This is a genomic window from Mesorhizobium sp. M1334, assembly GCF_040317995.1.
Lineage (GTDB): Bacteria > Pseudomonadota > Alphaproteobacteria > Rhizobiales > Rhizobiaceae > Mesorhizobium.
In genome coordinates this window covers 1-25,423 of sequence record NZ_JAMYLM010000022.1, presented here as the reverse complement: position 1 = coordinate 25,423, position 25,423 = coordinate 1, and the positions used below count along the sequence as shown (strand labels likewise).

Here is a 25,423-nt window from a genome sequence, read left to right as displayed (position 1 = left end):
GGCAAATGGTACGTTCACCCCGGAAAGTATGAGTCAGGCACGGAAGATAAGCTGATGCCGTTGTATGCTCGGACCACTGCACAGATCGCGAAGGAGGTTGCCGCCAATGGCAAGAAGAGCACTTATCTTAATTGAAGGCACAAGGAGCAATGGCCCGCTTTACGCCAAAGCGGCCCAACGTCTTGGCCTGCATCCAATTACTCTGTCGGCTGATCCAGCTCGCTACGACTATCATGCGCCGGTGAGCATTGAAGCGATCCGTGTCGATACAGACAACCTTGATGCGCTGATCCACGAATGTTCGCGGCTGCGTGCGACCCATGAGATTGCCGGGATTACGGCCGCTGAAGAGGAGGTCTATGCGACAGTTGGCAAGCTCTGCCAGCATTTCGATCGACCGGGGCCGAACCCTGAATCGATTGAACAATGCTGTGACAAATTCACTCAACGTCAGCTCCTTGCTGGGGCCGGCGTTCCAATACCTGCTTATCGACTGGCAGCAAATGCGTCGGAGGTAGAAATCTCTGCCGCGGAAATCGGCCTGCCGGTGATTGTTAAGCCGGCCATAGGCAGCGGCAGCAGCGGTGTCCGATTGTGTCGCAACGTCGACGAGCTAGCCGAACATACGACATATCTGTTCGGCGGGAAGTACATATGGCGGTCTTCGCCGAGGATACTGGTCGAAGAATTCGCAGAAGGGCCCCACTATAGCGCTGAGGTAATGGGAAGTGAGGTCATTGGGACTGCGGCCATTGCCTGGGGCCGCCCACCGCATTTCGTCGCTCGCGAGTGCACGTATCCGGCGTTGCTGACAGGTGACGAGCATAGGCGTATTGTTGATGCTTCGCTGAGCTGTTTGCGAGCTCTCGACCTTGACTGGGGACCGACGAATATTGAATTTAAATGGACGAAACGTGGCCCCGTCGTCATTGAAGTCAATCCGCGTCTTGCGGGTGGGACCGTTCCTCAACTGGTTCAGTTGGCTTATGGTGTCGATCTCATCACCGAGCACATCAAGCTTGTCATAGGCGACGAATGGGATTTGCGCAGAAGGCATTCGCACATCGCAGCCGCGCGGAAACTAATACCTGATCGCGATGGCTTCCTCGATTGGATTGATGGCGATGCCAGGGCGGCTGCTGTGCCAGGTGTCGCCGAGGTCAAATTGTATATTGAACCCAAGACGCCAATCGTCAGGACGGGCGACTACCGGGACTGTCTCGGACATGTGATGGTCGCTTCTCCCAGCCGTGCTCAGACCGAGAAGATACTTCAGCGCGCCGTGAATCTAATTAGTTGGTCGATCACACCAATTTCGTCCGACGGCGAACAGGAGCAATCACCGTCCCTCACCTCCCCCGCCAGCGGAGGTGGCGGTAGGTAAGAGGTGACGGTCGCCGATCGTTCAAATCGTCCGGCATGCGGTTGTCCAGCCTGATCCGTCTCGGAAGCGCGACGGATTGCAAGTGCGACCGTACAATCCGAAAGGACTGACGGCAAATGGCAGTCAAGCAGGAGGGCTGGTGCGAGTGTTTTCGAAAGTTTAGCACCCGCTACGATCACGCAACCGCTGCTATAGCGGGCGCCAATGGACAGAGCCACTGTGATCAGACATCGCGAGCGCGAATCCACAAGAAATGGCGACAAGGACGCGTTTGTAACCGGCTCTGTCTACCTGTACGGCGAATGTTCGACAACGGGCGCGCTGAGGCGCAATGCGAGTGACCCCGCTTGACAGGCAGGTGTTCCCTGTCAGCACGAGGCTCAGGCAGCGTAAGTGGCAAGAATTTGAGGATGTATCGGCATGCAGGGTAACGTGACGACGTTGGACGTTTCGAAGTTCATCTGTGCAGCGTACAAACTGGCGCGCAAGTCCGGTCTCCACATCACAATGGGAGACGATTTTGAGGAGTATGTCAGGATCACGGGCAAGCTTCCCGGAAAGTCACCGACCGATCCAAACTTCCGCCCGGACTGCTCTGATCTTCTACCCGGAAAGGCTTTTTGGATCATGGGACGGGACCGGGAAGATCGAATGGCGCATGTCCAAGCAATGCGGCTGTACGATCTCTCCAATACAAGTCTTGATAAGCACCTTGGGACGCTCCGGGCCTTCTTCGCGGACCCTGAGCTCAAAGCGGGCCCTGGTTCTTCCTGTAGCTGCTACGCACCGTCCGCTCGGGGGATTACGGGGCTTGTAGGATATCGCGGCGACCTCTGGCTGCGGGAGGATTTTCGGGGACGCGGTCTTCTGGCCTTCCTTGGTAGGATCGCATTTGGACTGGCCTGGGCTAAATGGTCCCCGGATTTTATTTTCGCGCTGGTCGCTGACTGGAATATCGAAAAAGGCGTAGCAGATCGCAACGGCTATCAGCACAAAGAGCCTCATGGGGCAATCCTGCGCTTGCCCAAGCAGCGAATATACGAAGACGACTGGCTCGTTTGGTTGACCCGGGAGGACATTCTGAAGATGCTTGCGAGCGCTTCGAGGAGCATCCCTGCACTTTAAGACCGCCGGTAGCACACAGGCGAGACGGCTGGCCAACTCGCCGCTCCGACGCACCCGGCTCAAGGACCGTCATCGGTGGACGTGCCGCACGGTGTTGGTCGCGCGCAGCGGGCGACGCATCGTGCGTTTAAGGACGGCCAGATCGTCAACGCCAACCTTAAGGATGCCTTGGTGGATCGCGCCCCAATTCAACTTGCCGTCCGCTGTCCTGCCACGCTTCTTGCTGAAGCAAAAGATACACTTCATTCAACGAAATTTATAGCCCTAGGATATTCGGAAATATTCACATAGCGGTGCGTTATCTCCTCATCCACCTTTATGTCCCTTGTTGCTACGAGGCTGGCCCACGCGCCGGAGTTTTTATCTATCCAAACGGTTTCTGCATTTGGGTTCGAAGAGTGATTCACTATCGAGATAAAACCAAAAACAACGTAGCTCGTCATAAGATCCTTTTCGAGTTTCCGATCGTGGCGCACGAAGTAGTACTCAAATAGCCCCGTACGATCCAACAGTTTTGCTGTCGTGCTGTCAAATTCCCATGATGGAGCGCGCTCAATCACATCTCCAGCCTTGAAGGGAATATTAGCAAATACACCGCGGCCTTTCCTGGGAACGTTTTTGACGTACACAGTGTTGCTGCGATCAAACACCTTATCCACATGGTATGTTTCTTCTTTGTTGCTGAGCATGGCGTGTTTCCTACACATTGTGTTTACCAGTTTTTTCCTGCATTGTGTTCACCACTGACGCGGCTGTCCTTAAGCCCCGACCGTCGTCCACCAGTAATGGTGAGTTCAAAGAAGCCGACGGCTGGGGGGCGATCCCCGCTCGCCTACGAGGCTCGCCTGTTCTCGCCGCAAACCTCCTCCTTTGCCCGCTTCCTTCAACGCCGCCATCGCGCGCTTAAAAGCGCCGCTCAAATGCGCAGCTGATACTTGCCGCTCCGGTCCCCCGGCTCGGACACCGCTCATCAAAACATTTGAAAGCCGTCATCCGGTCAACCGACCACATCCTCACCAGCGTCTTCGCCGAAGCATCACATCCTGCAAAGGTTATCGTCCGAGAACAGGTGCTTGATGAGTGCCTACTCTCCATGATCGCACAACGGAACTGCCTTACTCCGATCCCACAACGGGGCACCTCCTCCGCTAAGACCAACACTTCGCTGGGATCGGCAATGCGCGTCTTCTGCGCGACAAAACTCAGCGCTTTCATTCTCAAGAATTGATTTAGCGAATATAGTTTGTCCCTCAAGCTCGTCATACCTACGAATTCACGTGGGTGGCTTAGCCGCGGAAGACATATTATGTAGAAAGGCTGAGGTCGACGGGTATAGCGCTTGCTCTGCCGGTTCAGCGGCTGATGCTGTGCAAATTTCTCGAACGGGATCCGCCAGCAGGTTCGGCCAGGCAAAGCCGCGGGGCGTCAGTGGAAGGGTGCGGGCGGCTGATATCTCGCGGACGCTCCCACCGTCTCGGTGATGTCCTCGCCAAGCTTCGCCAGCCTAGCCGAACCGGGCGTACAGTTTGATGTTGCGCGATGACGACGCGCACGCGCGGCAGGTGCTCGGGAAACGGCTCCTTGACGGACGCTCGCTGGATCAACTTCAGTGGCATGTCAGGGGATCGGGAGCGTGCACGGGATTGCTGCCCGAGCTGAGCTTCGCGTCCCAAATTGGAATCGGACCCCACGCAAAGACTTTGATTTATAATGTTCTCCACCGCGGAGCATGTCGGGGCCGACACGCCGCGGTCTTAGGGTCCACGGGAAATGCTGCTTTCACAACGAAGCGTATCCGTCCCATCCGGGGAAATATCAGCAGTCGATGCCTAGTGTACGGTTTGTCGACTCTGCGACACATTGTTGATCGACCTGATTGCCGCGTACCCTAAACAGTCGGTTGAAAACCTGAAGAAAATCTTTTGCTGCCATGCTGGCACGACTTTTGAAAGTCCCTCGTGGCGACAGGAACTCTGAACAGATCCGCATTGACAGCGCATGTGCTGGCCTGGCGATGACGGGGCATGGAGCCACAGTGTCTTACAGCCGTCTGATTTGGCACCGGGACAACGCAACTGAAGGAGAGACCATGGGACTCCCGCGGATTGCGGTCGAGTTAGGCCGATTTCTCGACATGACTGAAGGTATCGCTCAATCCGAACAGTTGTTCGATGTGTTGTCTACGTTTGCCCTGAGTTTTGATTGCCCGTGGATCGCCTACGGTCCTCTTGCACCCGACCAAAAGGTTTTGAAGCAGGCCAGACGGGATTCGGCGGTCATGTTGAATTACCCCGAGGAATGGCAGGAGCGCTACTTGAAAATGGGCTATGACAGAATAGACCCGATCATCAAGAAAAGTCGACAGGGGGTAGGCGCCTTTCGATGGAGCGAAGTGTACACTGATGCAAGCACGACTGAAAACGAACGGCGCGTATTAGACGAAGCGGCGACATTCGGCCTAAGGTCAGGCGTTACTGTTCCATTACACGGCCCCGCTGGCAGCTTTACGATCATGAGTTTTGCTCAGCCCTCGGACCGCGATTTTCAAGAGAGAACGATCACCTACTTGGAAATAGCCGCCTTGCATTTCCATCTTAGGATTGCGAAGTCTGTTAGTCCGAGCGCGCCAAAGAAAGTCCACAACCTCTCTCTTCGGGAAAAGGAGTGCATTTTGTGGACATCCAGAGGTAAATCGTCATGGGAAATAGGAATTATACTAGGGATAACCGACAATACGGTGAATTTCCATTTAAAAAACGTGATGCGGAAGCTGAGCACTACCAGCAGAACGGTCGCTGCTATAAAAGCGTTAAGCCTCGGAATTATCGAAGCCTAAAAAAGTTGCCGGAAAACGGCAATCCCAGATCGCGATCCCGCAGCTCTGCCTCAGCTCTAGAGTACTACTCAGAAAGGTCGGTGGATGTTCATGGGCTTTCGCGGCGCGTTGCAGCATGGACATCGGTCGAGGCTCCTGGCGATGGCGGCCGTAAGGCGGCGGCGCAGGGGCGCGATCGAGTTCGGGATGTGCCGCTCGGGTCGGGTCGGCGGCGCCTCGGGGTCGGGCAAAGTTGAGAGGCCTCTTGCGTCGGATCGGATCGGCTGACCAGTCTTCCGGCAGATAGAGCCGATAGGCCACCGCCAGGCAGGCGGCGTGATTGGCGATCGATAGCCTCACCGCGATCTGCAGTTGTCCTGCCTGCCGAGCTGGCCCCAATACTGCCGCGTCACGCCCACTGAATGCCGGCCCTTCTTGGGAAAGCCGGTATCATGGATGATACACGCCTCGATCGGCCCGCTCCGCTCGATGGACGGGCAACGCCAGATCGCGCACCTTCGCCAGCAACGCCTGGTCCGACCACGGCGCGTTGCCGATGAAATGCAGCAGCGACTAGTGCTGCGCCGCCACTCCGGCCGGCGCCGTCACCGCCGCCATTGGCTCCACGCTCTTGCCTTCGCCCGGCAGCAACAGGCCGGAGTAGGAATCGCGCACCGGCGCCGCCCGGTCGGCGTGGCAGATCACACCCACAAGCGCCTCGACATAGGCCGCAAAGCGCGATCCACTGCGGTCGCTTTGGAGATCCATCTCTGCCCTCGCAACTTAAAATTAACCTCTCACGATACGTGAGTCGCCGCACCGCAAGCCTGCGGCTCTCTAACTCAGTAGTACTAGAAGCCTAGTGCTGAACGATTGCCGTTGGCTTATCCTCGTCAGTCTGGAGGGCTCGTCATCTGCCACTTCTAACAAGAGTTTTATTTCATAGCCGGAAACGTAGTCGCGGGGTCCACGACAACAAGCAGCGTACGCCCGTCTGCTCTCTCAGGCGATCGTGGTCTCAATAAAGGGAATGGCATGACACGTACAGCCCTTGTACCGAAGGCCGGTCACGCGGTTGGGCCGTGGCAACTGCTTCTCAGCTTGACGGAACGTTCCGGACTCATGCCCAGAAACATGTGGGCGAGCGTCATGACATCAGCAACAGGAAGGCCAGTATCGCTCCGCACGGCACCCGCCGCTACCGGGAAGGCGGTGCATTCGAATACGAACGCACCAATATCCGGGTTCGCGTCGAGGAGCTTCCTAGCCGCAGCCCTCACGTCCCTTACGAGGATCGAGACGTCGATGTTCGGAGCGGACTTAGCAAACTCATACCATAGCTCGCTTCCCTCGATCCCACCCACAGCCAAGCTGATATCTGTCGAAGACCAGCCTGCGCAGACATAGTGGTTCTCCATCAGCTTGGGTGCGTCGTAAGTGAGAAGGCCAATCCTCGAGCCCGGCTTCAGCGTCCGCGCTACGAAAGGCACCAGCAGCAGGCTCGACATCGCGACCGGAATCGAGACCGCCTCTGTCACCGCCGCCTGATAGAGGCCGGTGAAACCGCAGTTGGAAACGATAGCGGACACACCCTGACGATCCAACTCTCGCGCGGCGGCTACGTAACCGGCTTCCACGGACTTGTCCCCGTCGATGACATTCCGGGTGAATGCCCCCGGAACCTGCCTGCGTTTAACCGGGAACGGGAATGTACCTGGTCCGGCCATGAAGCCCGGAAGCTCGACCGGCTTTGTCTCCAGTTCAAGAATGCCCAATACCTTATCTGTCATTGTGGCGTGGCCCCGCTATCCATCAACACCCCGCGTCGAGTGCCCAAGTGCCCCACACTCGCCGCCACTCTCTAGGGCGATACCTGTTCGTCTGGCCTCTTTTATCACGGAATTCGTCATTGTCCGGTTCGCCCAGTTTATTTGACGACGAGCGTCCGTGGCGTGCGGGTCAAGGGCTCGTACCTAGTCTCGGTCACGGCAAAGGGCTGCGTGATGGTAACGGACTGATCACCGAGCCAAAGGCCTGTCATCATGTGAAAGCACATCCCCGGCTGGAGCACCGTCTTCTCTTCCCTGCGTATGCTTGCGGTACGCTCGGCGACTGTCGGCGGATATCCGATACCGAGCGGATAGCCGATCCGCTGGTCTTTCTCGATCCCGTTCCGCGACAGCACCTTGTGAAACGCTCGAAAGACTTCGGAACACGCCTGGCCGGAACGCACGCTGTCGAGTCCGGCATTCAACGCATCTATGGCGATGTCCGCGAGCTTCACATAGTCTGTAGACGGCTTTCCGAGGTAGACGGTACGGCTCACGTTGATCTGATAGCGGTGGCGTGTACCATGGACCTCGAAGTTGATAACCGTGTTGTTGGACAGCGGCTTGTCAGTCCACGTAGAGTGGGGCGCGAGGGCCCGCTCGCCTATGCAAAGATGCACGACAGAAGAGTTATAGGTTCCACCGAACTCAGGAGTGCCGGAAATTTCTTGATGATACGCGGCTGCGGCGAGATCGCACTCCCGTACACCCGGCTCAGCCGTCTCGATGACGCGCTTGATGACGGCATCGCCGATGAGGCCAGCCTGGCGCATGAACACAAGTTCGGCAGGACTTTTCACCAGGCGGATCCAGTTGACGAGGAGGTCGGCGTCTTCGAACCGGGCCTGCGGGAGCGCCTTGACCAGGTCCGCGTGGGCACGTGCGGAATAATAGTAGCCGCCCATCTCGACGCCGATGACGGCCGTCTCTCCGCCGAGTTCCTGGACGATTTTTGCAACATACTCGTACGCTGACCGCTCCGTGGAGTTCACGTAGCTATCAGAAAATCCCCGGATGCTATCGTCAGAAAGATAGGTCGTGATCTTCGAAGAGGTTGCGTCCATGCCGCGAGTGATCATGATCGGCTCATCGCGGTCCAGAGCCACAATTGCCATTTGCGGGGTATAGAATGAGTAGGCGTCGTAGCCGGTGAGATAGTTTTGATTTGGCGGCTCCGAAATGAGCAGGATATCGAGCCCGCGCTTTGACATCTCGGCCTTAACCGCGGCGAGTCGCGTGGCGTATTCCGCCCGTTCGAAGTGAAGAATTCTTTCCATCTTCGGTTCTCCTGCTTCTTCCCGTGTTGACGCCCGGCTGCACCATGCGGCAGTCCTGCCGTCCTGGTCCTCCCGACGGTGCCGCTGAAGCCGAGAATAGAGGTGCCTGCTCGCACAAAAACTGCATATAAGGCTCGATAGGGCCGCGCTTCTCGATTTGGGGGAGATAGCGTGCAGCAAATGTGCGAACTCTCGGCGAAGAAGCAGTTTTCAGGTTGAAGGTTGCAGCTCTCCATCTGGCTTGGAGGACCACACCCAAAGGGGGCGATCCGAACAGTGAGAATCGATGGTGAAGCCGACCGGAATGTAGCGGAACTAGGAAGCCTTGCACGAGGCGAGGGCCGTCTTTTGAATCTGTGAATTCCCCGGAAAGGTCCAACGTTTCCTCGCGGAAGCGGCTCCGTCCACTTTCGTGAGTGTGGAGAATGGTTTGAGTCAGATGCCTTGCGTCTTCGATGCCCAGCGACCGGATGCAGGCAAGCCGGAGCAGCTGACCGATCCGTGGCAGGATTAATCACGAGCCGATTCTAGCGAAGTGCGGTGCTGAAAAGGTGTGGCATCCGAAGCGCGGAAACCCGTCGGGCCTGGATACGCCCCGCAGGTCCAATCGCCACCCGCAGGCAGCACTATTCGATGGCAACGGGCGATCAGAGTTAGCGCGATCCCGACGACGCAAAGACTCCCATGCCGCGGTTCCCAACGGAATCCTTCAACAATCATGCTGGCGGCGCAGTCTTTCTGCTGCAGCGGGGCGTCTTTCAGTCGAAACCGCACCCGGTGATGAAATACTATTCGACGATGCGGTTCGGCTGGACGCAAGTCGAGAGCTGGGCGCCGCCCAAAGGCGGTCAACTATTATCGCGGGTGAGATGAAGGTTCTATGTTTGTGGCATGCCACACAGTCGAGAATATCAAGATGGCGTTGCCGGCGGGAACCGAAGTGGTCGTGTCAGCACCCGCCGATTACATGTCCCGCTATGAGACCACTTACGCCGATCTTGAGCCTCATGCGGCGACGCAGACGCCTGAAGATCCTGTGATGGCTGCATGTGGGCGTTGATGACTTGAAGCAAATAGGTGCACTTTCGCTGCTCACCCCACGCAAGGCGAAGCTTGCCAATACCGCTGGAGCGAACGCCATCGCAATAGCCGAACAGGGCATGATGCTGATGCTCGCCCTCGCGAAGAATGCCATCATCAAGTATCAGATGTGCAGTCGACGGTCGTTCTTCGTTCCTGTCTGCGGGGATGAAAGCCGGTGGGCGATGCTTCAAGGACGTATGGTTGGGGTGATCGGCGTCGGCAGCATCGGCGGCCTTGTCGCAAAGCACGCCAAGGAGTTCGATATGAACGTCCTGGGAGTAGGTCGACCAAGGAGCAAAAAGCGGAAGGCGTTGATACCCTGTACGGGCCTAGGAGCTGCACGCCGTTCTGGCTTGCCACCCCAATACCAGAGAACAACAGGCTTTTCGGCAAAGCCGAACTGGCAGCAATGAAGCCGAGTGCGTTCTTGGTCAACGTTGGTCGCGCGGCAACGATTCAGGAAATGCCCCTTTATGAAGCGCTTACCTCAGGGCACTTGCGGGGTTTCGGCACGGGTTTTTGGTGGCGGTATGAGTTCGGCAGAACGTTTCCAATCGGATGGGGCTCTCGGCTAGAGATTCAGAGGCTCCCGAAAGTGATTTGCTCTGCCCGCGAAGCCCGTAACGCGGATGATCTGCTGGAGCGGTCTATCGAACGGGGTATCCAGAACCTTATCGAATTTGCCGCAGGGCAGCAGCTGACACGGGAGGTAAATCTGGAACCGGGCTAGTAGGCCCGCGCATACGCGACCGCTGGTCGATAAATTGGAATTCATACCAGACCACCAATTCGAGTTCCCCTTGCTTCGGCCCGCTCTGTGCGCGGTTCGCGCAATGGGACACATCATTGCCCGACGCGGCTCACCGTGTGGGGCTGTACCAGCTAACCATAAGGAGAATGGGAAATGAAAAGACGCACATTTCTGAAACTCGCCACCGCGACCACGATGAGCACGCTGGCTGCGCCTTACGTCCATGCCCAAGACAAAAAATTCGCGGGTATCACCCTCCGTTTCGGCGGATGGGGTGGATTGTACGACGAAACGATTCAGAAGTGCGTAGCTGCGCCGCTTGAGGAGCGGACGGGGCTAAAAGTAGAGATTACCGCCGGCACACAATCTGCCGACTTGGTCAAGCTCGTCGCGAATAAAGAGAACCCTCCTTTCGATGTGTACCAGGCCGACAGCGCGTATATGGTGGAGGCACTGAAAGCTGACCTGATCCAAAAAGTAACGGAAGTCGAGGTACCAAACATCAAACGCATCCTTCCCGGATTTCATGAGTACGGTGAGTATGGGGTCCCATACAGCATTTTCACGTACATACCCATATACAACTCGCAGCTGGTCGAAAAACCACTAACTACATACACCGACATAACCAGACCCGATCTCAAGGGTCGTCTGGCTCTTCCGGTTGCGACTTTCGACACGTGGAACCTATACTTGTTGGGGCTAGCAGAGGAGAATGGTGGTTCGATCTCCAATATGGAGCCTGCGTACACTTTGTTGGAGCAAGCGAAATCAAACATTCTTGCTTTGGCCCAGAGTACAGTTGCGATGGTCCAGATGTTCGAAAACGAAGAGGCTACGGCCGGCGTTATTTCAGATGCCCGTGGGCACGAACTGCGCTCGAAGGGAAAACCGATCGTTAGCGTGTATTCGCCGCTGGGTATCTACGGGGCAACGTCCTACATGAATGTTGTCAAAAATGCGCAGCATCCGGAGGCAGCATTCGCATTCCTGAACCAAATGCTTTCCGACGAAGGCATGCTTGGGCTACCTCGAACGCTGAGGCTTGGGGTGACGACTGACGTAAAACTTCCCGATGACATCGCGAAAGACCTGACATTCAACTCACCGGAGCGGGTCGCCCTGAAAAAGAAGGTCGACTGGGAGAAGTGGATGGCCGACCGCGGCGCGCGGATCGAGCGCATCAACAAAATCCTCCGCGGCTAGGGTCGTTGCCTTTGGATGCAGGACTTCGCGCGACCGCAGTAGCCCTGCATGCCCACTTACTAATAGAACTTTCCAAGGAAAAGCTGTGTATTCACCTTCAAAGCAAAGCCGAAAACTTCCTGCGACACTTTTGCTGGCCCCAATGGTCCTGCTACTAGCCGGATTCTTGATAGTCCCTGTGACCGGTGTACTTCGCTCCAGCTTCCTCAACGGCGACTACCTTCTTGAAGGTGGTGGGTTTACACTGAGACATTATTTTCGATTCTTCTCGGACTCCTATTATTCGTCCATTTTATGGGAGACATTTGTCGACGGCTCCGTGGTGAGCCTGATCTGCTTGGTGATCGGCTTTCCGACGGGATATTCCCTTGCCCGACTGCCACCCTTGGCGCGAAGATGGCGTACAATCATCGTCATCATGCCCTTGACGCTTAGCCTGGTTGTCATCGTGTTCGGTTGGCTCATCGTTCTCGGGCGCAACGGGCTTCTGAACTCGCTCTTACTGAGTCTTGGTATTATGTCGACTCCGCAGACGATGCTGTTCACGCGGCCGGCAGTGATCCTAGTACTTGTCCAGCAGTTTCTGCCGTTCATGATCCTTTCTGTCATGAGCGTTATCACGCAGATTGATCCAGTTCTGGAACAGGCCGCGTCCAACTTGCGGGCCAATCGGCTTGTTACGTTCCGGCGGGTTATCCTTCCGCTCGCGATGCCGGGGATCCTTGTCGGATTAAATCTCGTATTCGTGCTATCGATTTCGGCGTTCATAACGCCTCGTTTAATCGGTGGTAACCGTGTCCCCATGCTGGGCAGCCTGATCTACGAGCGCATCATGTCGGAATTCAATTGGCCCTCTGGCGCAGCGATGGCCTTCATCCTCTTCGTCGCCGGCCTCGGCTTCACAGCGGCTTTCAACGCGCTAGCCGCATCGCGCTTTGTTATGGGTGGCCGTCGCCATGCACAATGATTTCACAGATTACGTCATGAAGGTGGCCGGAGCTGTGATACGTGCACTCGTGTATACAATGCTCGCACTGCCTGCGGTCCTGGTGATCATTTCGTCATTCACCCGCGGGGAAACGATGAATTTCCCTCCCCCCGGCTTCTCCCTGCGATGGTACCAGCGGGCGTTTGAAAGCGAACCTTTCATGACGGCACTTTGGACCAGCACCTACGTCGCGGTCATCGTCGCATTCCTTGCGCTGGCGATCGGATTTGCCGCCGCATTTGCCATCAACCGGTTTTCCTTCCCTGGAAAGGGGCTGCTGCAGGCGCTTTCGTTCTCGCCGTTGATCATTCCCGCAGTTGTCTTGGGCATCGGCCTCCTGTATCTCTTTTCTTGGATGCGTATTACACAGACGATGCTGCCGCTTCTCGTCGGCCATCTAGTTCTCGCAATCCCATACGTTGTCAGAACTATTCTTGCGAGCCTCTCGTTACATAACCGGGTGCTCGAGGAAGCCGCGATGAATTTGCGGGCGACACCGCTCCAGGTGGTCCGCCGGATTACGCTGCCACTCATTCTCCCGGGATTGCTGTCGGCTGCGATCTTCGCGTTCGTGACTTCGTTCGGCAACGTGACGATATCTGTATTCCTCACATACGGCGGCAACGTAACATTGCCCGTTCAGCTGTTCACCTATGTGGATAACAGCTACGACCCGCTTGTTGCATCAGTGTCGAGCATAATGATTTTTGTCACGTTGGCAGTCATTTTAACAATTGAGCGTTTGATCGGCGCCGAACGACTCGCCTAAGAAAAACAAAGGGTAGCGACTGTGTCGAGCAATCTTGAAAACCGCCCGGATGACGCGGGCGACTATGTCGTCGAACTGCAATCCGTGTCGCGGCACTACGGAGATACGATCGCTGTTGCGAACGTCTCACTAGGCATGACACGGGGGGAGCTGGTCTGTCTGCTCGGTCCCTCCGGCTGCGGCAAGACGACGACTCTTCGCATGGTGGCCGGCTTTGTCGAGCCGACCTCCGGCACGGTTCGCATCAACAACATGGACATGACGCACCTGCCACCGTATCGGCGCGATACGGGAATGGTCTTCCAGAGCTACGCGCTTTTCCCACACATGACTGTGGCGGAAAATATCGCTTTCGGTCTGGAGAACCTGAAGTGGAACCGCGCCGACCGGGACAAGCGGGTAAGCGAGATGCTCACACTGGTCGAGCTTCCCCACCTCGCCGAGCGGCTCCCGGCGCAGCTCTCCGGCGGACAACAGCAGCGTATTGCACTTGCTCGCGCTTTGGCGATGCGCCCAGCAGTCCTGCTGCTCGACGAGCCGTTCTCCAACCTTGACGCTCAGCTCAGGGTGCGCATGCGCGAGGAGTTGCGAGAAGTCATTCGTGGGGTCGACGTCACGACCTTGTTCGTGACCCACGACCAGGAGGAAGCACTGACGATGTCCGACCGAATCGTCGTCATGAATGCGGGAAGGATCGAACAGATCGGGTCACCTGGCGACATATACGAAAGCCCCGAAAGCACATTCGTCGCAAAGTTCATCGGTTGGTGCGCTGTCGTGGAAGGCACTGTCGATTCGACTGGTAACTTCATGTCGAAATCGGGCATAAACCTGTCGGGTTCCTGGCAACCTGGCTCGGCGAGTGCCATAGTTCGACCCGAGCAGGTCCGCATATCGTCGGAAGGGGCATTTGGAACTCCCGCGCAGGCAAGGGTCGTTGAATCACATTATTATGGGGGCGCCACCCGAGTCATCCTCGAAGTGAACGGAGAGCATCTGATGATGCACGAACGCTTCCCGTTCGGTCGCCATCCCAAGCCCGGCGAAGCCCTGAGCATTACTCTAAATACGAGCGAAATCCGCGTTGTGCCGACGCCCGGCACGCCCCGCTAATTTTTGCGACGTGCCTAGCCTTCTAGACCTCAGTTGTCCTCAGGGTCGTCTATCGGCACGGCAAATCCAGCCTTCACCCTGTCCACGACGACCAAGGTCTTGACGCTCTTGATATGGGGATTCTCATAAAAAAAACGGCGCGTATACTCTTCGTAATCTTCCATGCTGCGGGCAGTGACGTAGAGCAGGAAATCCGCCTCGCCTGTAATGTAAAAGCCGGTGGCGATTTCGGAGGAAGATTTAATGTCTCTCTTGAACTTGTCGATAATGTCGACACGCTCCCGCTCAAGGGTAACTAGCACTAGCATCTGGATCGGCCTGCCGATTGCCTTCGCGGACACGATTGAAACATCTGCCTCTATAATACCTTCTTTCCTCAGGCGCTTCAGTCGCCGCTGGCAGGCGGTTGCCGAGAGTCCGACCTGTTCCCCGATGGCCTCGGAGGTCAGTCGGTTGTTCTTCTGGACAAGTTCGAGAATACGAGCGTCGATACGGTCGTAATGCTTGGCAGAGAAGCTATAAGCCACTGCGGAAACCTCACAAAAAAACCCAAAGATGCAGAAATTCATCTTGAAACGCGCAAATGGCGATGCATTTATTAACAAATCTCAGCGCTCAGTTGCAAGCGCGATTTGGGCAGAGTCGGCGACAATGCTACGGCGAGTAATCTCATGACGACCGCTGCACGCGCTCGCTGTGCGGGTGCTCCTCTGCGGCAGTAGGCGGCCTCGGCTCCGGCAAGGTGAAATCCTTCAATCTCCCAGGTCGAATACGCAATCATCCTTGGCGCATCATCGGCCGTTCGATGGATTCCACCTCACCCGGCTTGGGCATCGCGATGTCCTGCTTCTCGAACGCGACCAGCTCACATGAGGCACCACCTGGCATGCGGCCGCGCTAGTTACCCCATCTCCGAGCCAACGAAAACATGGCTAAGCTGGCGCAGTACTCCGCCGAGTTGTTCCGCGAGCTGAAGCAACTGAGAGCAGCCGACTGGATTCCGGCAGACCCACAGTTGTCGGCGGGACCACAGTTGAGGCGGTTGTGAATGGTTGTGGGCGGGCAATATTCGGCCGAACAGTCCTACAAAGGAAGGGTCCACGCGTCATGGTCCAACCTATCAGAACACAAGTTCGCTAAGAGTCCTCTCTTCTTCGATTGGGGTCTTTGAAGTCAAGCTGCTCCTGTTCTTTTCCGGGTCGTGTCGCCCGCGGGTCACTCGCTTCTCTTCGCGGTGGGGCTAGGCGTTCCTTGGTCAGCCGACGGCGCACCAAACGGACGGTCGCTCTCACCTTCACCCGTCCCTTGCCGGGACCTCGGCTGTTGCGGAGGCGTGAGGTCGCGTTCGCAAATTACACTGCCGCAGCTGCCCGTTGGCTCGTGCGCCGGAAGGTCGGCACAAGCCGGGCGTAGGCCTCGAGCAGATTTTGGGGGTCCAATTCTTGTCGCTTCGAACGACACGTGCACGCGCAGCACAGGGCGATCCATGCGCCGGACCATGTGCGCCTCCATAGGCCGGCCGCAGCCGGGCCGTCGATGGCGCATTAAATCCTGTGGTGGCTCTGATTCGCCGGCGACAAATCGACTCGCATCCCGACCACGACGGGTTTAAGCAAGCTGCCGCCTACGGCTTGGACGCTCGATGCACACGACCACTCAAAGGCACATTGGCAAACATTGTACGGGGCTCTCGAGCGCACCTTCGGCTGCATGACGCGCTGGCGGCGCGTCGTGCGCGATTATTAACAGCGCATCGACATCTCTCACGCCATGATCCTCGTCGCTATGGGTGGAAACCTTGTCCGACGAAATGCCCATCCCTGATTTCCAAAACGGACTCTAAGCTTCAGCGCCCTGATAGAGACTTAGTCTAGGATTGCGGTGTGAGCACTGTTTCGACGAGCTTGACCCAGTATCCGATACCGTACGGGATTGCCTCATCATCAAAATCGTACGCCGGGTTGTGTAGGGCAGCAGTAGGTCCGTTGCCGAGGTACATGATCGCTCCGGGCCTCTCCTGAAGCATGTAGGCAAAGTCTTCAGACGAGCTGCGTGGGGGCATCTTCGCATCGACGGAGGCTGCGCCCACAAGGCTCTGGGCCGCCTGGATCGCGAGATCCGTCTCCGCCATGTGATTGAATGTGACCGGTGTGTCCCGCCGGTAGTCGAGCTCCGCATCCCCGCCAAATCCACGAGCTATGCTTTGCGCCGAGTCTTGGATCTTTTGCTCGGCGAAGGCACTCAGCGCAGGGGAGAATGTCCTGACCGTGCCGGCCAGATGAACCTGCTCAGGGATGACATTATAAGCCGAGCCGGCGTTGATCTTGGTCACGGAGACGACGAGCGCCTCGATCGGATTGGTTTGTCGCGACACCAGCGTCTGCAGGCCCAGGATCACCTGGGCAGCGATGACGATCGGATCAACCCCCTCATGCGGCCTCGCGGCATGCCCGCTCTTCCCCTTCACTATCAGGTCGAAGTCATCCAACGAGGACAGGGCGGGGCCATGGCAGGTCGCGAACTTGCCGACCTCGACGCCAGGCGTGTTGTGCAAGCCGAATACCTGGGAGATGCCAAACCGATCTAGGAAGCCTTCATGAACCATTTTCTGGGCGCCCGAGGGGAGGATTTCCTCGGCAGGCTGGAAGATCAGCGCAACGGAGCCCTTGAAGGTGCGGTTGCGGGCAAGGTGCCTTGCCGCGCCGAGCAGCATGGCGCTATGCCCGTCGTGTCCGCAGCCGTGCATATGGCCCGGAACTTCCGAGGACCAGTCCTTTCCCGAGGCTTCGAGTATCGGAAGTGCGTCCATATCGGCTCTGAGCCCGATCGTCGGTCCTTCGCCGCCATCCCCTTTGATGACTGCGACGATGCCGGTCTCGGCGATGCCGGTTTCAATATGTTTGATCCCGAACGATGCCAGCTTTTCGGCCACGAACTGCGCCGTATTCTTCAGACTGAACCCAAGTTCGGGGTTCCGGTGGAGATGACGTCGCCACGCGGTTGCTTCCGCGTGGTATTCTCGGAAGGGTTCAACGCTCTGCAAACTATTCCCCTGACAGTTTCGATCGGGCAAGCGGCGGGTTAGCCATACTATACCATTTTACCGCGGCATCTTCTCCAATTCAGTTTGCATATACCGATCATCTGGAATCGAGATTCGGCAGGATGCACAACTCTCATTTGACGAGAATGAGATAGCTCAGGGGCAATCATATCTGCGCGCATCAGTGATCTCGAATCCAGATGATTTTTGCACAAACAATGTATTGGCGGACCCACGAAGCGGCGCCGCACAATGTCGAATGATTTCCGCAGCGAATTTGCTGCCATCAAACACCGAAGATCATACTAACAGCCGAAAGAAGCCACACCCTCGCCCCTCGCCCATAGCATCTACGCCAGGGGCACCATCGAGCCCGGACCGCGATTTTTCTGCGACAGCTACTGAATAGCGTCGCCGAAGATCGGTGCTCAACGGACAAGCCCACTCGGACGAGTTCGGCGCAGCAGCGGAGAAAGCGTTCAACGACATCCTGGACTACGCGGAGCGTGGGACCCGCGGTAGCCGGAGGCAGGTCCGCGGGACCTATGCAATCCGCCATGGTAATGCGCCGCTACCGGCATCGCAGGAATAAATGGAATGTGCAGTCCCTGCTACTCGCACGCCGACATTGATCTCAGGGACGATCCGATGGTGTGACCATCCTAAAGTGCTTCTATGTGGCCATCTGCTGCCAATGCTTGACGAGTCACCACCTTGGCGGCAGGCGACCCTGGAAAAGACACGTATCAGCAACATCTCGAGGGTATGAAGCGCTTGTCGATTGGCTCTGTACAGACTCCTCCAAAGGTCGAGTGAAATGGCCGCGTCTTTCGGCCTCCGCTCGCGCCTAGTGGTCTATGTTGACTCCCTGCACGTTCGCCGGACAGACTGCATTAACGCGTACGCCAGAGGCGCCCAGTTCAACGGTGAGCGTTTTTGTAAAGCCGACAACCGCCCACTTCGCAGCAGCACCCGCTGTGCGAAGGCTATAATAGCCGTAGAGTCCGGCAGTAGAGGAACCCTGCCCGTTGCTCTTTCATACCGGAGCGGCGCGGCGGATGCATCACCTCGGATGGCGGCGTCATGCTTCTGGCTGCCGCCGAGCGGCGTTTGCGACTGGCCAACCGGCTTGCGGCTGCGATTCGCGTCATTCGCACCGGGTGAGGCACGCCATGGCCGACATTCTGCGCGCCCGCATAACGATCGCATGCGGCTACGAAAATGCCCGGATCTCAACCGGCTGCGCACCGATCCAGCCTAAGTCGGAAGTTTCGCCAGGCGCGATAATAACTTGAGGCGTTCGCTTCAAAGCGCTGTTGTCGGCTGCGCAGTGCTGTCGATGCTCTGCGGACATGCTAGGTGCTGTCAGCACAGGTGATGAATTCCTCGCCCATACCATCGCGAAACGCATAATTTCAGCACCCTTAGAGCGCCTTTCAGAGACTTTCGACCTGGCCCTGCCCTTAACCTCTCACGACTTGTGGTCGTTTGTGGCCCAAGCGCTGAACATGAACACCGTATGTGCGCTGAGTCCGCGGGACGCCTCTCTTATATTCCACGGCAGACTGGAGCGCTTTTCCTGAGGTTTGAAATGCGAAAACTTCCCTCCCATGTGGAGTGCGTGATCATCGGCGGCGGCATCATCGGCCTTTCAATTGCCTATCACTTGACACAACTTGGACATCGGGACGTCCTCCTGCTCGAACGCGACCAGCTTGCCAGCGGCACTACATGGCATGCCGCAGGTCTAGTCACCCAGCTTCGGGCAAACGAGAACATGGCGAAGCTCGCCCAGTATTCGGCCGAGTTGTTCCGGGACCTGGAGAAGCTAACCGGACAGGCGACGGGCTTCAGGCAAAGCGGCTCCATCACGGTCGCAGCCACAACCGCACGGCTGGAGGAGCTGAAGCGTGGGGCGTCGATGGGACGGTCCTTCGGACTGGAAGTCGAGATGATCGATGCAGCCGAAGCCAAGCGACGCGTCCCGTTGCTGGACGTGAGCGACGTTCTCGGAGCCGCGTGGATCGCCTCGGATGGCATGACAAATCCTATAGATACCGCGCGCGCCTTCGCCGCCGGCGCCCGACAAGGTGGAGCGACGATCCTCGAACGCACTCCGGTCACCCGGATTGCTGTGGAAAACGGCCGGTTCACCGGGGTTGAAACAGCTGGAGGTATTGTCCGCGCCGAAAAGGCCGTGATCTGCACCGGAATGTGGAGCCGAAGTGTTGGCGCAGACCTCAACTGGACCATCCCGCTCCACGCGGCCGAGCATTTTTACGTGGTTACCGAGTCGATACCGGATTTGCCTCACAACTTACCCACAATCCGTGACATGGACGCACGTTTTTACGCGAAGGCCGACGCCGGAAAGTTGCTGGTGGGCTTCTTTGAACCCGACGGCAAGCCGTGGGGCATGGAGGGAATCGCACAAGATTTCAGCTTCGATTCATTGCCTGAAGACTTCGATCACATCGAACCCTACCTCTCTGCTGCCATCGAGCGCATGCCGGCTTTGGCAAACGTTGGGCTGCAACTGAATTTCAACGGTCCTGAGAGCTTCACGCCGGACAACCGCTTTCTCCTCGGACCTGCGCCGGAGATCACCGGTTTATATACGGCCACAGGCTTTAATTCATGCGGCATCGAATCATCCGGCGGCGCCGGGAAAGTCATGGCCGAGTGGATGTCGAAGGGTCAGCCCTCAAATGACTTTTGGGAAATGGACGTCCGGCGCGCCATGCCGTTTCAGCGGAATCGCAAATACCTGTATGACCGGACCATTGAAGCTGTCGGCAATCTCTGGATGCTCCATTATCCGCACAAGTCTGCCAAAACGGCGCGAAACGTCCGTTTGTCTCCGCTTCATGATCGACTTGCCCGAGCTGGTGCAAACTTTGGTGAGATCGCCGGGTGGGAGCGAGTGCAATGGTTTGGCGCACCAGGGTCGCCGACAAGTTCGCACGGCACATTCGGTCGTGACGACTGGTTCAGGTTGAGTGGCGAGGAACACGAGGCCACCCGTTCCGGGGTCGCGCTGTTCGACCAGACATCCTTTGCTCACCTGCTGGTTCAAGGTAAAGACGCCCTCGCACTCCTCCAACGGCTGTCGACCAACGACGTGGACGTTCCGCTGGGCCGGATCGTCTATACCCCATGGCTTAATGAGCGCGGAGGCATGGAATCGGATGTCACGATCGCCCGAACAGGCGAAGATGAGTTTCTGGTTGTCACGGCTGCCGTGCAGCGCATCCGCGATCTTGCTTGGCTGAAAATGCATGCAAAGGGCGCAGGCCACGTCTCCGTCGCAGATGTGTCGTCAGGGTACACGACGCTGTCAGTGATGGGACCGCGCTCAAGAGATCTACTGAAACGCGTGAGCCCGGCTGACTTCTCCGACGACGCGTTCCGGTTCGCGACATCCCGCGAAATCGAGATAGGCTATGGCCTGGCGATGGCTTTCCGCATGACCTTTGTGGGGGAACTTGGTTGGGAGCTGCATATTCCGGTCGAGCAGGCTCTTGGGATTTATGATGCGCTCGTCGCAGCGGGGCAGGATCTCGGTGTGCGTCACGCGGGCTATGTCGCACTGAACTCATTGCGACTTGAAGCCGGTTATCGTGACTGGGGCTCGGACGTGGGAGACGAAGATACGCCCCTTCAGTCGGGCCTGGGTTTCACGATTGCCTGGGACAAGGGATCGGACTTCATCGGGCGATCGGCCTTGGAGACCCAGCGGGGGCAAACGCCGCGTCGGCGTCTTGTCCACTTGGCTGCTCCCCAAGCTGCACCGCTGATATTCGGCACGGAGCCCGTCTGGCGGAACGGGGCACTCGTAGGTTACCTGCGCTCTGCGGGTTTCGGGCATACCGTCGGCTGCGGTATCGGCATGGGATACCTCCACTCAGATACCGGAGTCAGTGCCGAATGGCTGTCGAAAGGAGACTTTGAGATCGAAATTGCCGGTGAACGACACGCTGCTATGGCAACGCTACGCCCCCTGTTCGATGCAAAACGGACTCGCGTGAAGGGCGAATGGCTGAAGACGGAAGATCTGATCCATCCTGAACTGCGCCCTGCGATGTCGAAGGCGTGACCTTTAAGACATTTCAAGTGCTGACGCTGCTGAGATCCAAGCAATGACCGACAATGGCGACCGCTCCAGGTCCTCACCCTATCCTGTCCCGATCAGCTCGGCATTATGTCGGCTGTGTCGGGGCTCCTTTACCATGCTGGATGTATCATCCTCGACGCTCATCAATTCAATGACACGGAGACCGGCCAATTCTTCATGCGGGTTGTTTCTCCGCCTTGGCCAAGCCAAATCGAGTAGGAAATTGTCTCCCTAATCCAAAGAGCAGTCTTGGCGCCTTGCCATAAAGTTCGTCTTGCGGCCAAGTTCCGCGATGAACCGGGTGATGCTACTGGTCTCGAAGTTCGACCATTGTCTGACGGGCCTTCTGTATCGCTGGCGCACCGGGAATTGCCCATGTTGGTAACCGCGGTGGTTTCCAATCACGGTCGCGAGCACCTTGCGTCAACCCATCTGGGCAAATTGCCATCTTACCATTTGCCTGTCACCAACGACAGCAAGACGGAGCAGGAAGCACGCATCTGGAAAGTGGTGCAGGAAACCAAACGGATCTAGTTCTCCTCGAGCGTTATATACAAATCCTGTCGACCGATTTTTCGAGCAAGCTGTCAGGGTACTGCATCAACATTCACCACTCATTCCTGCCGGGCTTCGAGGGCCCCAAGCCCTATCACCAAGCCCATGAGAGGGGCGTCAAGGTCATCGGGGCGACCGCGCATTATGTTAGGTCCGATCTCGAGGAGGGGGCCGATCATCGAGCAGGATATCGAACGCATCTCGCATGCAACACACCGGACAACCTTGTGCGAAAAGGCCGCGACATCGAAAGGCGTGTCCTTGCGCGGGCCGTCCACTATCACCTTGGCAATCGCGTGGTGCTCAACCGAGAGGAGACGGTCGCTTCACCGACCGAGCGGCGGGCAGTCAACCGGGACTGACCGCATCAGCGGTCGTGTCCTCGCGCCGTGCGCTCCAAAACTTAAAAAGCGTGAGCTTCGGTCTCCGCAGCTGTTAGCGCGACGGAGATGCGACCGGCTGCGCCCCTTTTCCGCCCCTCCGGCCGGCTGGCTTGCGTGGCAGCGAAGAGGCTCACCTCGCCGTGCTTATCCAACTTTGTGAGTTCAAAGGTCCCACTGCTCGATCATTGGGCGGCACGAAGAGCCGGAAAGCCTCACTGAATGTGACATTCCGTTGCACAAACGCATCAAACTTTCGGCCACCCACATTAGGTCCACCAGAGAACAAGATCCGGGCGTGCGAATCCAAAGAAGCTGTTCAGCACCAGGCGACGCTTTCCGTTGCCCGATTGACCGGTGACTCCATGAACGAAACCGCCATCGATCAGGCCGATATCCCCCGCCCTGAGCTGGAAGTCGCGACAAGGAACGCCCTCGAGATAGGCTGCCGAATAGGGATAGCCCGTAGTCTCCACACCTTGAGACTTTCGGTCGGTGACTGTCGGCTTGTGGCTCCAGAGCCGCAGATTGCCACCTTCCTCGGGCATGCTGGGATAGAAGTTAAGTGCCGCGACGGTGTTGTGCGCCACCGCAGAAAGCTCGTAATCGTTCCCAGCACATAACACTTGCGCGACGTCGTCGTGGGGGTCCAGGGAGAATGTGCCGCTGCCAGACCAACTAAGAGCGCGACAAACATTAGCCTGACCGTGCTCCGAACGGGCCAGCCGCAATTCAACGCCCTGTTTGCGAAGGTCGCGCTTCAACGCGTCGAACAATGCTCGGACCGGATCAACCAGATTCTCAAAAAGGGCGTCGACGTACGGTCGCGCAGTTGCCGCCTCTGCGAAATACGTCGCTGCATCCTTCCTGTAGTGGGATGCGCCGACATATTGTCCGGGGACGCCATCCTTACGCTCCTTGAGACCGGGGCTGCCACTGAATTTGGCGGTGATCTCCTCGGCTATTTCCGTACTGAAAGCTTGCTTGACGTGCAGAGCGGTGATCTCACCTTTCAGAACTGAGATGATGTCCGCAGTGCTGATCGAGCCGGTTCGTTCTCTGATCGCAACAGGCGAGATGGCTGCGGCTTGGGACGCTTGATTAGCCTTCATTGACTTGCTCCTTTAGTGCGTGATCAAGGATGGCGATGCCATGATCGAGTTCGTCATCGGTGATGGTTATCGGTGGGAGGACTTTGATGACGTCGCGATTTGGTCCTGAAGATTCGATCAGGAGGCCATTTTCGAATGCGACATCGTGCACACGACCGACAACGGCCTGTGAACGGCATTTGAGACCGGCCATCAGACCACGGCCGCGCTTTTGTTCGATGCAATTTGGAAATTTTGCAACGAGGTTATCAAGGTGTCTTTGCAGTTTGGCGGCCGTCCGCTCGACCCCAGCAGTAAACTGCCTGTCGGACCACATTTTGCACATGGCCCGTGCAGTAACAAACGCGAGATTGTTGCCTCTGAAGGTCCCGCTATGTTCTCCGGGATTCCAAATATCCAAGTCGGGGCGAATCAGAACGATGGAGAACGGACTACCTGATCCGCTTAAGGATTTTGACAGGCATATGATGTCGGGATCAATACCCGCGAACTCGAATGAGAAGAACTCGCCCGTTCGTCCCGCACCAGCCTGAATATCGTCGACGATCAATACAACGCGGTGTTTGCGGCAAATGCGCTGGATTTCTGTGAGCCAAGCAGCAGATGCAGTGTTCAAGCCGCCTTCTGCCTGGATGGTCTCCAGAATGATTGCGGCGGGCTTTTCAATGCCGCTTCCCGGGTCGCCCAATAAGGAGTCTATGTAACTCGCGGAATCGAAATCTTGGTTCGGATATCCGTCATAAGGGACACGGATCACATCGTGACGAGCAACGCCGCCTAATTCCCTGGTCGACGCCGAACCCGAGACCGCCAGAGAGCCGAGCGACATACCATGGAACGCATTCGTGAAGGCCATGACGCTTGAGCGGCCGGTATATTTTCGCGCCAGTGCCAGCGCTGCTTCGTTAGCGTTTGTGCCGGTCGGCCCAGGAAATTGTATCTTGTAAGAAAGCCCCCTGGGCTTCAGGATCGAATCCACGAACGCTCCAATGAAGTCACGCTTTGCCGCTGTATACATGTCGAGGGATAGGAGAATGTTCTCGCCAACCATATATTCGATTGCTGGCGCTACAATATCTGGATGGTTGTGTCCGTAGTTGAGTGCGCCGGACCCTACGAGGAAATCGATATAAGGGTTACCGGCCTCGTCCCAGATTGTCGCCCCAAGGGCCTTCGTAAAGACTGTAGGAAACGACCGCCCGTAGCGACGAACGTTGGACTCATGAGCCGTAAAAATTTCAGTGTTCATTTCAGGGTCCCTCTGCATGTCCCGTCGCGTTCAACGAGCAAGTGATTAAATCCGTTTGGTTTGGTTTTTTGGGGTTGTTTTCAGCTTCACTTGAAGAACGGAACGGGCCGGGCGGGACTTTGGACGGTCGGGACTTCCCATAAATATGTTAAGAATGCCGACACGCTCCTCAAAAACGTCAGCGACAACAGGGAGACCGGACTCGCGCGGCAGCTCAACTGCTGCACTGACGCACTTCGAAACCTCCTCCACCCTAGTCACGTTGCTCTGCATGGCGATATCTCTCGTCTATGCGTTGGAACGAACTCAGTTCTAGAGTTTTCGGGGAGGCGTCGATACTACGGCATTTGGTAGTTGACGCACCTGCTTGTACCCGGCGAAACACCGTGCCAATCCAGTCAAGCTCAGCGCTAGCACCGGCTTATGTGTGACAGGCGCTTCTGCCATGCAGCAGCATGCTAGGTGTTGCAGGCCGCTTCGGCAGCAACACGAGCCATCGCCCCGCCGGGAGCTGTAGCTCGGCGGTGACGAAGCCGCTCGCGAGCGCGCCCTCAACAGCGCTGTAGATGCTATGGGCGGCGGCGAGCGTGTGGCACCCTCGACGCTGTTGAGCAGCTACCTAAGGAGCGC

At 57.1% G+C, this 25,423-nt stretch carries 20 protein-coding genes and 5 pseudogenes; 15 read left to right on the top strand and 10 right to left on the bottom strand.

The annotated features are described in order from the left end of the window. Positions 1-106 precede the first annotated feature (106 nt). On the top strand, positions 107-1,384 hold the full coding sequence (locus NKH17_RS26780; protein ID WP_352972708.1) for an ATP-grasp domain-containing protein: 1,278 nt from the start codon (positions 107-109) through the stop codon (positions 1,382-1,384). A gap of 420 nt (positions 1,385-1,804) precedes the next feature. Then, on the top strand, positions 1,805-2,509 hold the full coding sequence (locus NKH17_RS26775; RefSeq protein WP_352972706.1) for a hypothetical protein: 705 nt from the start codon (positions 1,805-1,807) through the stop codon (positions 2,507-2,509). Positions 2,510-2,751: 242 nt separating this feature from the next. On the opposite strand, the gene NKH17_RS26770 is transcribed toward NKH17_RS26775, so the two are convergent. Both NKH17_RS26770 and NKH17_RS26765 read right to left on the bottom strand, forming a co-directional pair. Further along, a complete protein-coding gene (locus NKH17_RS26770) occupies positions 2,752-3,198 on the bottom strand; it encodes an SET domain-containing protein-lysine N-methyltransferase (protein WP_352972704.1) in 447 nt (148 codons plus the stop codon). A gap of 637 nt (positions 3,199-3,835) precedes the next feature. Next, a pseudogene (locus NKH17_RS26765) lies at positions 3,836-4,092 on the bottom strand (IS66 family transposase); the annotation flags it as partial. A gap of 347 nt (positions 4,093-4,439) precedes the next feature. Here NKH17_RS26765 and NKH17_RS26760 point away from each other — a divergent pair. After that, positions 4,440-5,345, top strand: a complete 906-nt coding sequence (locus NKH17_RS26760; protein WP_352972702.1) for a LuxR family transcriptional regulator — start codon at positions 4,440-4,442, stop codon at positions 5,343-5,345. 246 nt (positions 5,346-5,591) lie between these two features. Here NKH17_RS26760 and NKH17_RS26755 read toward each other — a convergent pair. From NKH17_RS26755 to NKH17_RS26745, 3 genes and pseudogenes are all read right to left on the bottom strand, one after another. Beyond that, positions 5,592-6,092: pseudogene (locus NKH17_RS26755) on the bottom strand (transposase); the annotation flags it as partial. A gap of 299 nt (positions 6,093-6,391) precedes the next feature. Continuing rightward, the gene (locus NKH17_RS26750; protein ID WP_352972700.1) at positions 6,392-7,114 is read right to left on the bottom strand and encodes an aspartate/glutamate racemase family protein; all 723 of its coding nucleotides are present in this window, start codon (positions 7,112-7,114) and stop codon (positions 6,392-6,394) included. A gap of 137 nt (positions 7,115-7,251) precedes the next feature. Further along, the gene (locus NKH17_RS26745; protein ID WP_352972697.1) at positions 7,252-8,430 is read right to left on the bottom strand and encodes a M24 family metallopeptidase; all 1,179 of its coding nucleotides are present in this window, start codon (positions 8,428-8,430) and stop codon (positions 7,252-7,254) included. A gap of 1,049 nt (positions 8,431-9,479) precedes the next feature. On the opposite strand from NKH17_RS26745, the gene NKH17_RS26740 reads away from it, so the two are divergent. From NKH17_RS26740 to NKH17_RS26715, 6 genes are all read left to right on the top strand, one after another. Then, complete coding sequence (locus NKH17_RS26740; protein WP_352972695.1) at positions 9,480-9,926, top strand: NAD(P)-dependent oxidoreductase; 447 nt, start codon at positions 9,480-9,482, stop codon at positions 9,924-9,926. Further along, on the top strand, positions 9,923-10,243 hold the full coding sequence (locus NKH17_RS26735; RefSeq protein WP_352972693.1) for an NAD(P)-dependent oxidoreductase: 321 nt from the start codon (positions 9,923-9,925) through the stop codon (positions 10,241-10,243). Before NKH17_RS26740 ends, NKH17_RS26735 begins: the two co-directional genes overlap by 4 nt. 174 nt (positions 10,244-10,417) lie before the next feature. Beyond that, entirely contained in the window at positions 10,418-11,470 is a 1,053-nt protein-coding gene (locus tag NKH17_RS26730) for an ABC transporter substrate-binding protein (protein WP_352972691.1), read from the top strand. A 178-nt stretch (positions 11,471-11,648) separates the two neighbouring features. Beyond that, positions 11,649-12,437, top strand: coding sequence for an ABC transporter permease (locus tag NKH17_RS26725; RefSeq protein ID WP_352972689.1), 789 nt, complete (start codon positions 11,649-11,651; stop codon positions 12,435-12,437). Continuing rightward, on the top strand, positions 12,427-13,227 hold the full coding sequence (locus tag NKH17_RS26720; RefSeq protein WP_352972687.1) for an ABC transporter permease: 801 nt from the start codon (positions 12,427-12,429) through the stop codon (positions 13,225-13,227). Before NKH17_RS26725 ends, NKH17_RS26720 begins: the two co-directional genes overlap by 11 nt. A gap of 21 nt (positions 13,228-13,248) precedes the next feature. Beyond that, the gene (locus NKH17_RS26715; RefSeq protein WP_352972685.1) at positions 13,249-14,340 is read left to right on the top strand and encodes an ABC transporter ATP-binding protein; all 1,092 of its coding nucleotides are present in this window, start codon (positions 13,249-13,251) and stop codon (positions 14,338-14,340) included. Positions 14,341-14,369: 29 nt separating this feature from the next. Here the strand turns inward: NKH17_RS26715 and NKH17_RS26710 are convergent, their stop codons facing one another. After that, a complete protein-coding gene (locus NKH17_RS26710; RefSeq protein ID WP_352972683.1) occupies positions 14,370-14,867 on the bottom strand; it encodes an Lrp/AsnC family transcriptional regulator in 498 nt (165 codons plus the stop codon). A 1,162-nt stretch (positions 14,868-16,029) separates the two neighbouring features. Here NKH17_RS26710 and NKH17_RS26705 point away from each other — a divergent pair. Then, a pseudogene (locus tag NKH17_RS26705) lies at positions 16,030-16,164 on the top strand (IS5/IS1182 family transposase); the annotation flags it as partial. Between the two features lie 46 nt (positions 16,165-16,210). On the opposite strand, the gene NKH17_RS26700 reads toward NKH17_RS26705, so the two are convergent. Together NKH17_RS26700 and NKH17_RS26695 are read right to left on the bottom strand one after the other, a co-directional pair. Continuing rightward, positions 16,211-17,383 carry a M20 aminoacylase family protein gene (locus NKH17_RS26700; protein WP_352972681.1) on the bottom strand — a complete coding sequence of 391 codons (1,173 nt, stop codon included), beginning with the start codon at positions 17,381-17,383 and terminating at the stop codon, positions 16,211-16,213. Between the two features lie 847 nt (positions 17,384-18,230). Next, positions 18,231-18,389, bottom strand: a pseudogene (locus NKH17_RS26695) (SDR family NAD(P)-dependent oxidoreductase); the annotation flags it as partial. A 47-nt stretch (positions 18,390-18,436) separates the two neighbouring features. Here NKH17_RS26695 and NKH17_RS26690 point away from each other — a divergent pair. From NKH17_RS26690 to NKH17_RS26670, 5 genes and pseudogenes are all read left to right on the top strand, one after another. Beyond that, positions 18,437-18,641: pseudogene (locus tag NKH17_RS26690) on the top strand (transposase); the annotation flags it as partial. Between the two features lie 333 nt (positions 18,642-18,974). Further along, a complete protein-coding gene (locus tag NKH17_RS26685) occupies positions 18,975-21,479 on the top strand; it encodes a GcvT family protein (RefSeq protein ID WP_352972679.1) in 2,505 nt (834 codons plus the stop codon). Positions 21,480-21,584: 105 nt separating this feature from the next. Then, positions 21,585-21,716, top strand: a complete 132-nt coding sequence (locus NKH17_RS26680; RefSeq protein ID WP_352972677.1) for a hypothetical protein — start codon at positions 21,585-21,587, stop codon at positions 21,714-21,716. Positions 21,717-21,872: 156 nt separating this feature from the next. Further along, entirely contained in the window at positions 21,873-22,031 is a 159-nt protein-coding gene (locus NKH17_RS26675) for a hypothetical protein (protein ID WP_352972675.1), read from the top strand. Beyond that, positions 21,998-22,414, top strand: coding sequence for a formyltransferase family protein (locus tag NKH17_RS26670; RefSeq protein WP_352972783.1), 417 nt, complete (start codon positions 21,998-22,000; stop codon positions 22,412-22,414). The genes NKH17_RS26675 and NKH17_RS26670 overlap by 34 nt, the downstream gene beginning before the upstream one ends. Before the next feature lie 287 nt (positions 22,415-22,701). Here NKH17_RS26670 and NKH17_RS26665 read toward each other — a convergent pair whose 3' ends face one another. After that, positions 22,702-23,544, bottom strand: a complete 843-nt coding sequence (locus NKH17_RS26665; RefSeq protein WP_352972673.1) for a 2OG-Fe(II)-dependent halogenase WelO5 family protein — start codon at positions 23,542-23,544, stop codon at positions 22,702-22,704. Beyond that, a complete protein-coding gene (gene ectB / locus NKH17_RS26660; protein WP_352972671.1) occupies positions 23,534-24,793 on the bottom strand; it encodes a diaminobutyrate--2-oxoglutarate transaminase in 1,260 nt (419 codons plus the stop codon). The genes NKH17_RS26665 and ectB overlap by 11 nt, the downstream gene beginning before the upstream one ends. Positions 24,794-25,423 lie beyond the last annotated feature (630 nt).

What these genes read in the sequence shown, in the direction of transcription:
- NKH17_RS26665 (WP_352972673.1), bottom strand. Translation starts at nt 23,544, where the DNA reads ATGAAGGCTAATCAAGCGTCCCAAGCCGCAGCCATCTCGCCTGTTGCG.
- NKH17_RS26720 (WP_352972687.1), top strand. Translation starts at nt 12,427, where the DNA reads ATGCACAATGATTTCACAGATTACGTCATGAAGGTGGCCGGAGCTGTG.
- NKH17_RS26760 (WP_352972702.1), top strand. Translation starts at nt 4,440, where the DNA reads ATGCTGGCACGACTTTTGAAAGTCCCTCGTGGCGACAGGAACTCTGAA.
- NKH17_RS26685 (WP_352972679.1), top strand. Translation starts at nt 18,975, where the DNA reads ATGCGAAAACTTCCCTCCCATGTGGAGTGCGTGATCATCGGCGGCGGC.
- ectB (WP_352972671.1), bottom strand. Translation starts at nt 24,793, where the DNA reads ATGAACACTGAAATTTTTACGGCTCATGAGTCCAACGTTCGTCGCTAC.
- NKH17_RS26745 (WP_352972697.1), bottom strand. Translation starts at nt 8,430, where the DNA reads ATGGAAAGAATTCTTCACTTCGAACGGGCGGAATACGCCACGCGACTC.
- NKH17_RS26675 (WP_352972675.1), top strand. Translation starts at nt 21,873, where the DNA reads ATGTTGGTAACCGCGGTGGTTTCCAATCACGGTCGCGAGCACCTTGCG.
- NKH17_RS26770 (WP_352972704.1), bottom strand. Translation starts at nt 3,198, where the DNA reads ATGCTCAGCAACAAAGAAGAAACATACCATGTGGATAAGGTGTTTGAT.
- NKH17_RS26750 (WP_352972700.1), bottom strand. Translation starts at nt 7,114, where the DNA reads ATGACAGATAAGGTATTGGGCATTCTTGAACTGGAGACAAAGCCGGTC.
- NKH17_RS26775 (WP_352972706.1), top strand. Translation starts at nt 1,805, where the DNA reads ATGCAGGGTAACGTGACGACGTTGGACGTTTCGAAGTTCATCTGTGCA.
- NKH17_RS26730 (WP_352972691.1), top strand. Translation starts at nt 10,418, where the DNA reads ATGAAAAGACGCACATTTCTGAAACTCGCCACCGCGACCACGATGAGC.
- NKH17_RS26735 (WP_352972693.1), top strand. Translation starts at nt 9,923, where the DNA reads ATGAAGCCGAGTGCGTTCTTGGTCAACGTTGGTCGCGCGGCAACGATT.
- NKH17_RS26780 (WP_352972708.1), top strand. Translation starts at nt 107, where the DNA reads ATGGCAAGAAGAGCACTTATCTTAATTGAAGGCACAAGGAGCAATGGC.
- NKH17_RS26680 (WP_352972677.1), top strand. Translation starts at nt 21,585, where the DNA reads ATGTCGGCTGTGTCGGGGCTCCTTTACCATGCTGGATGTATCATCCTC.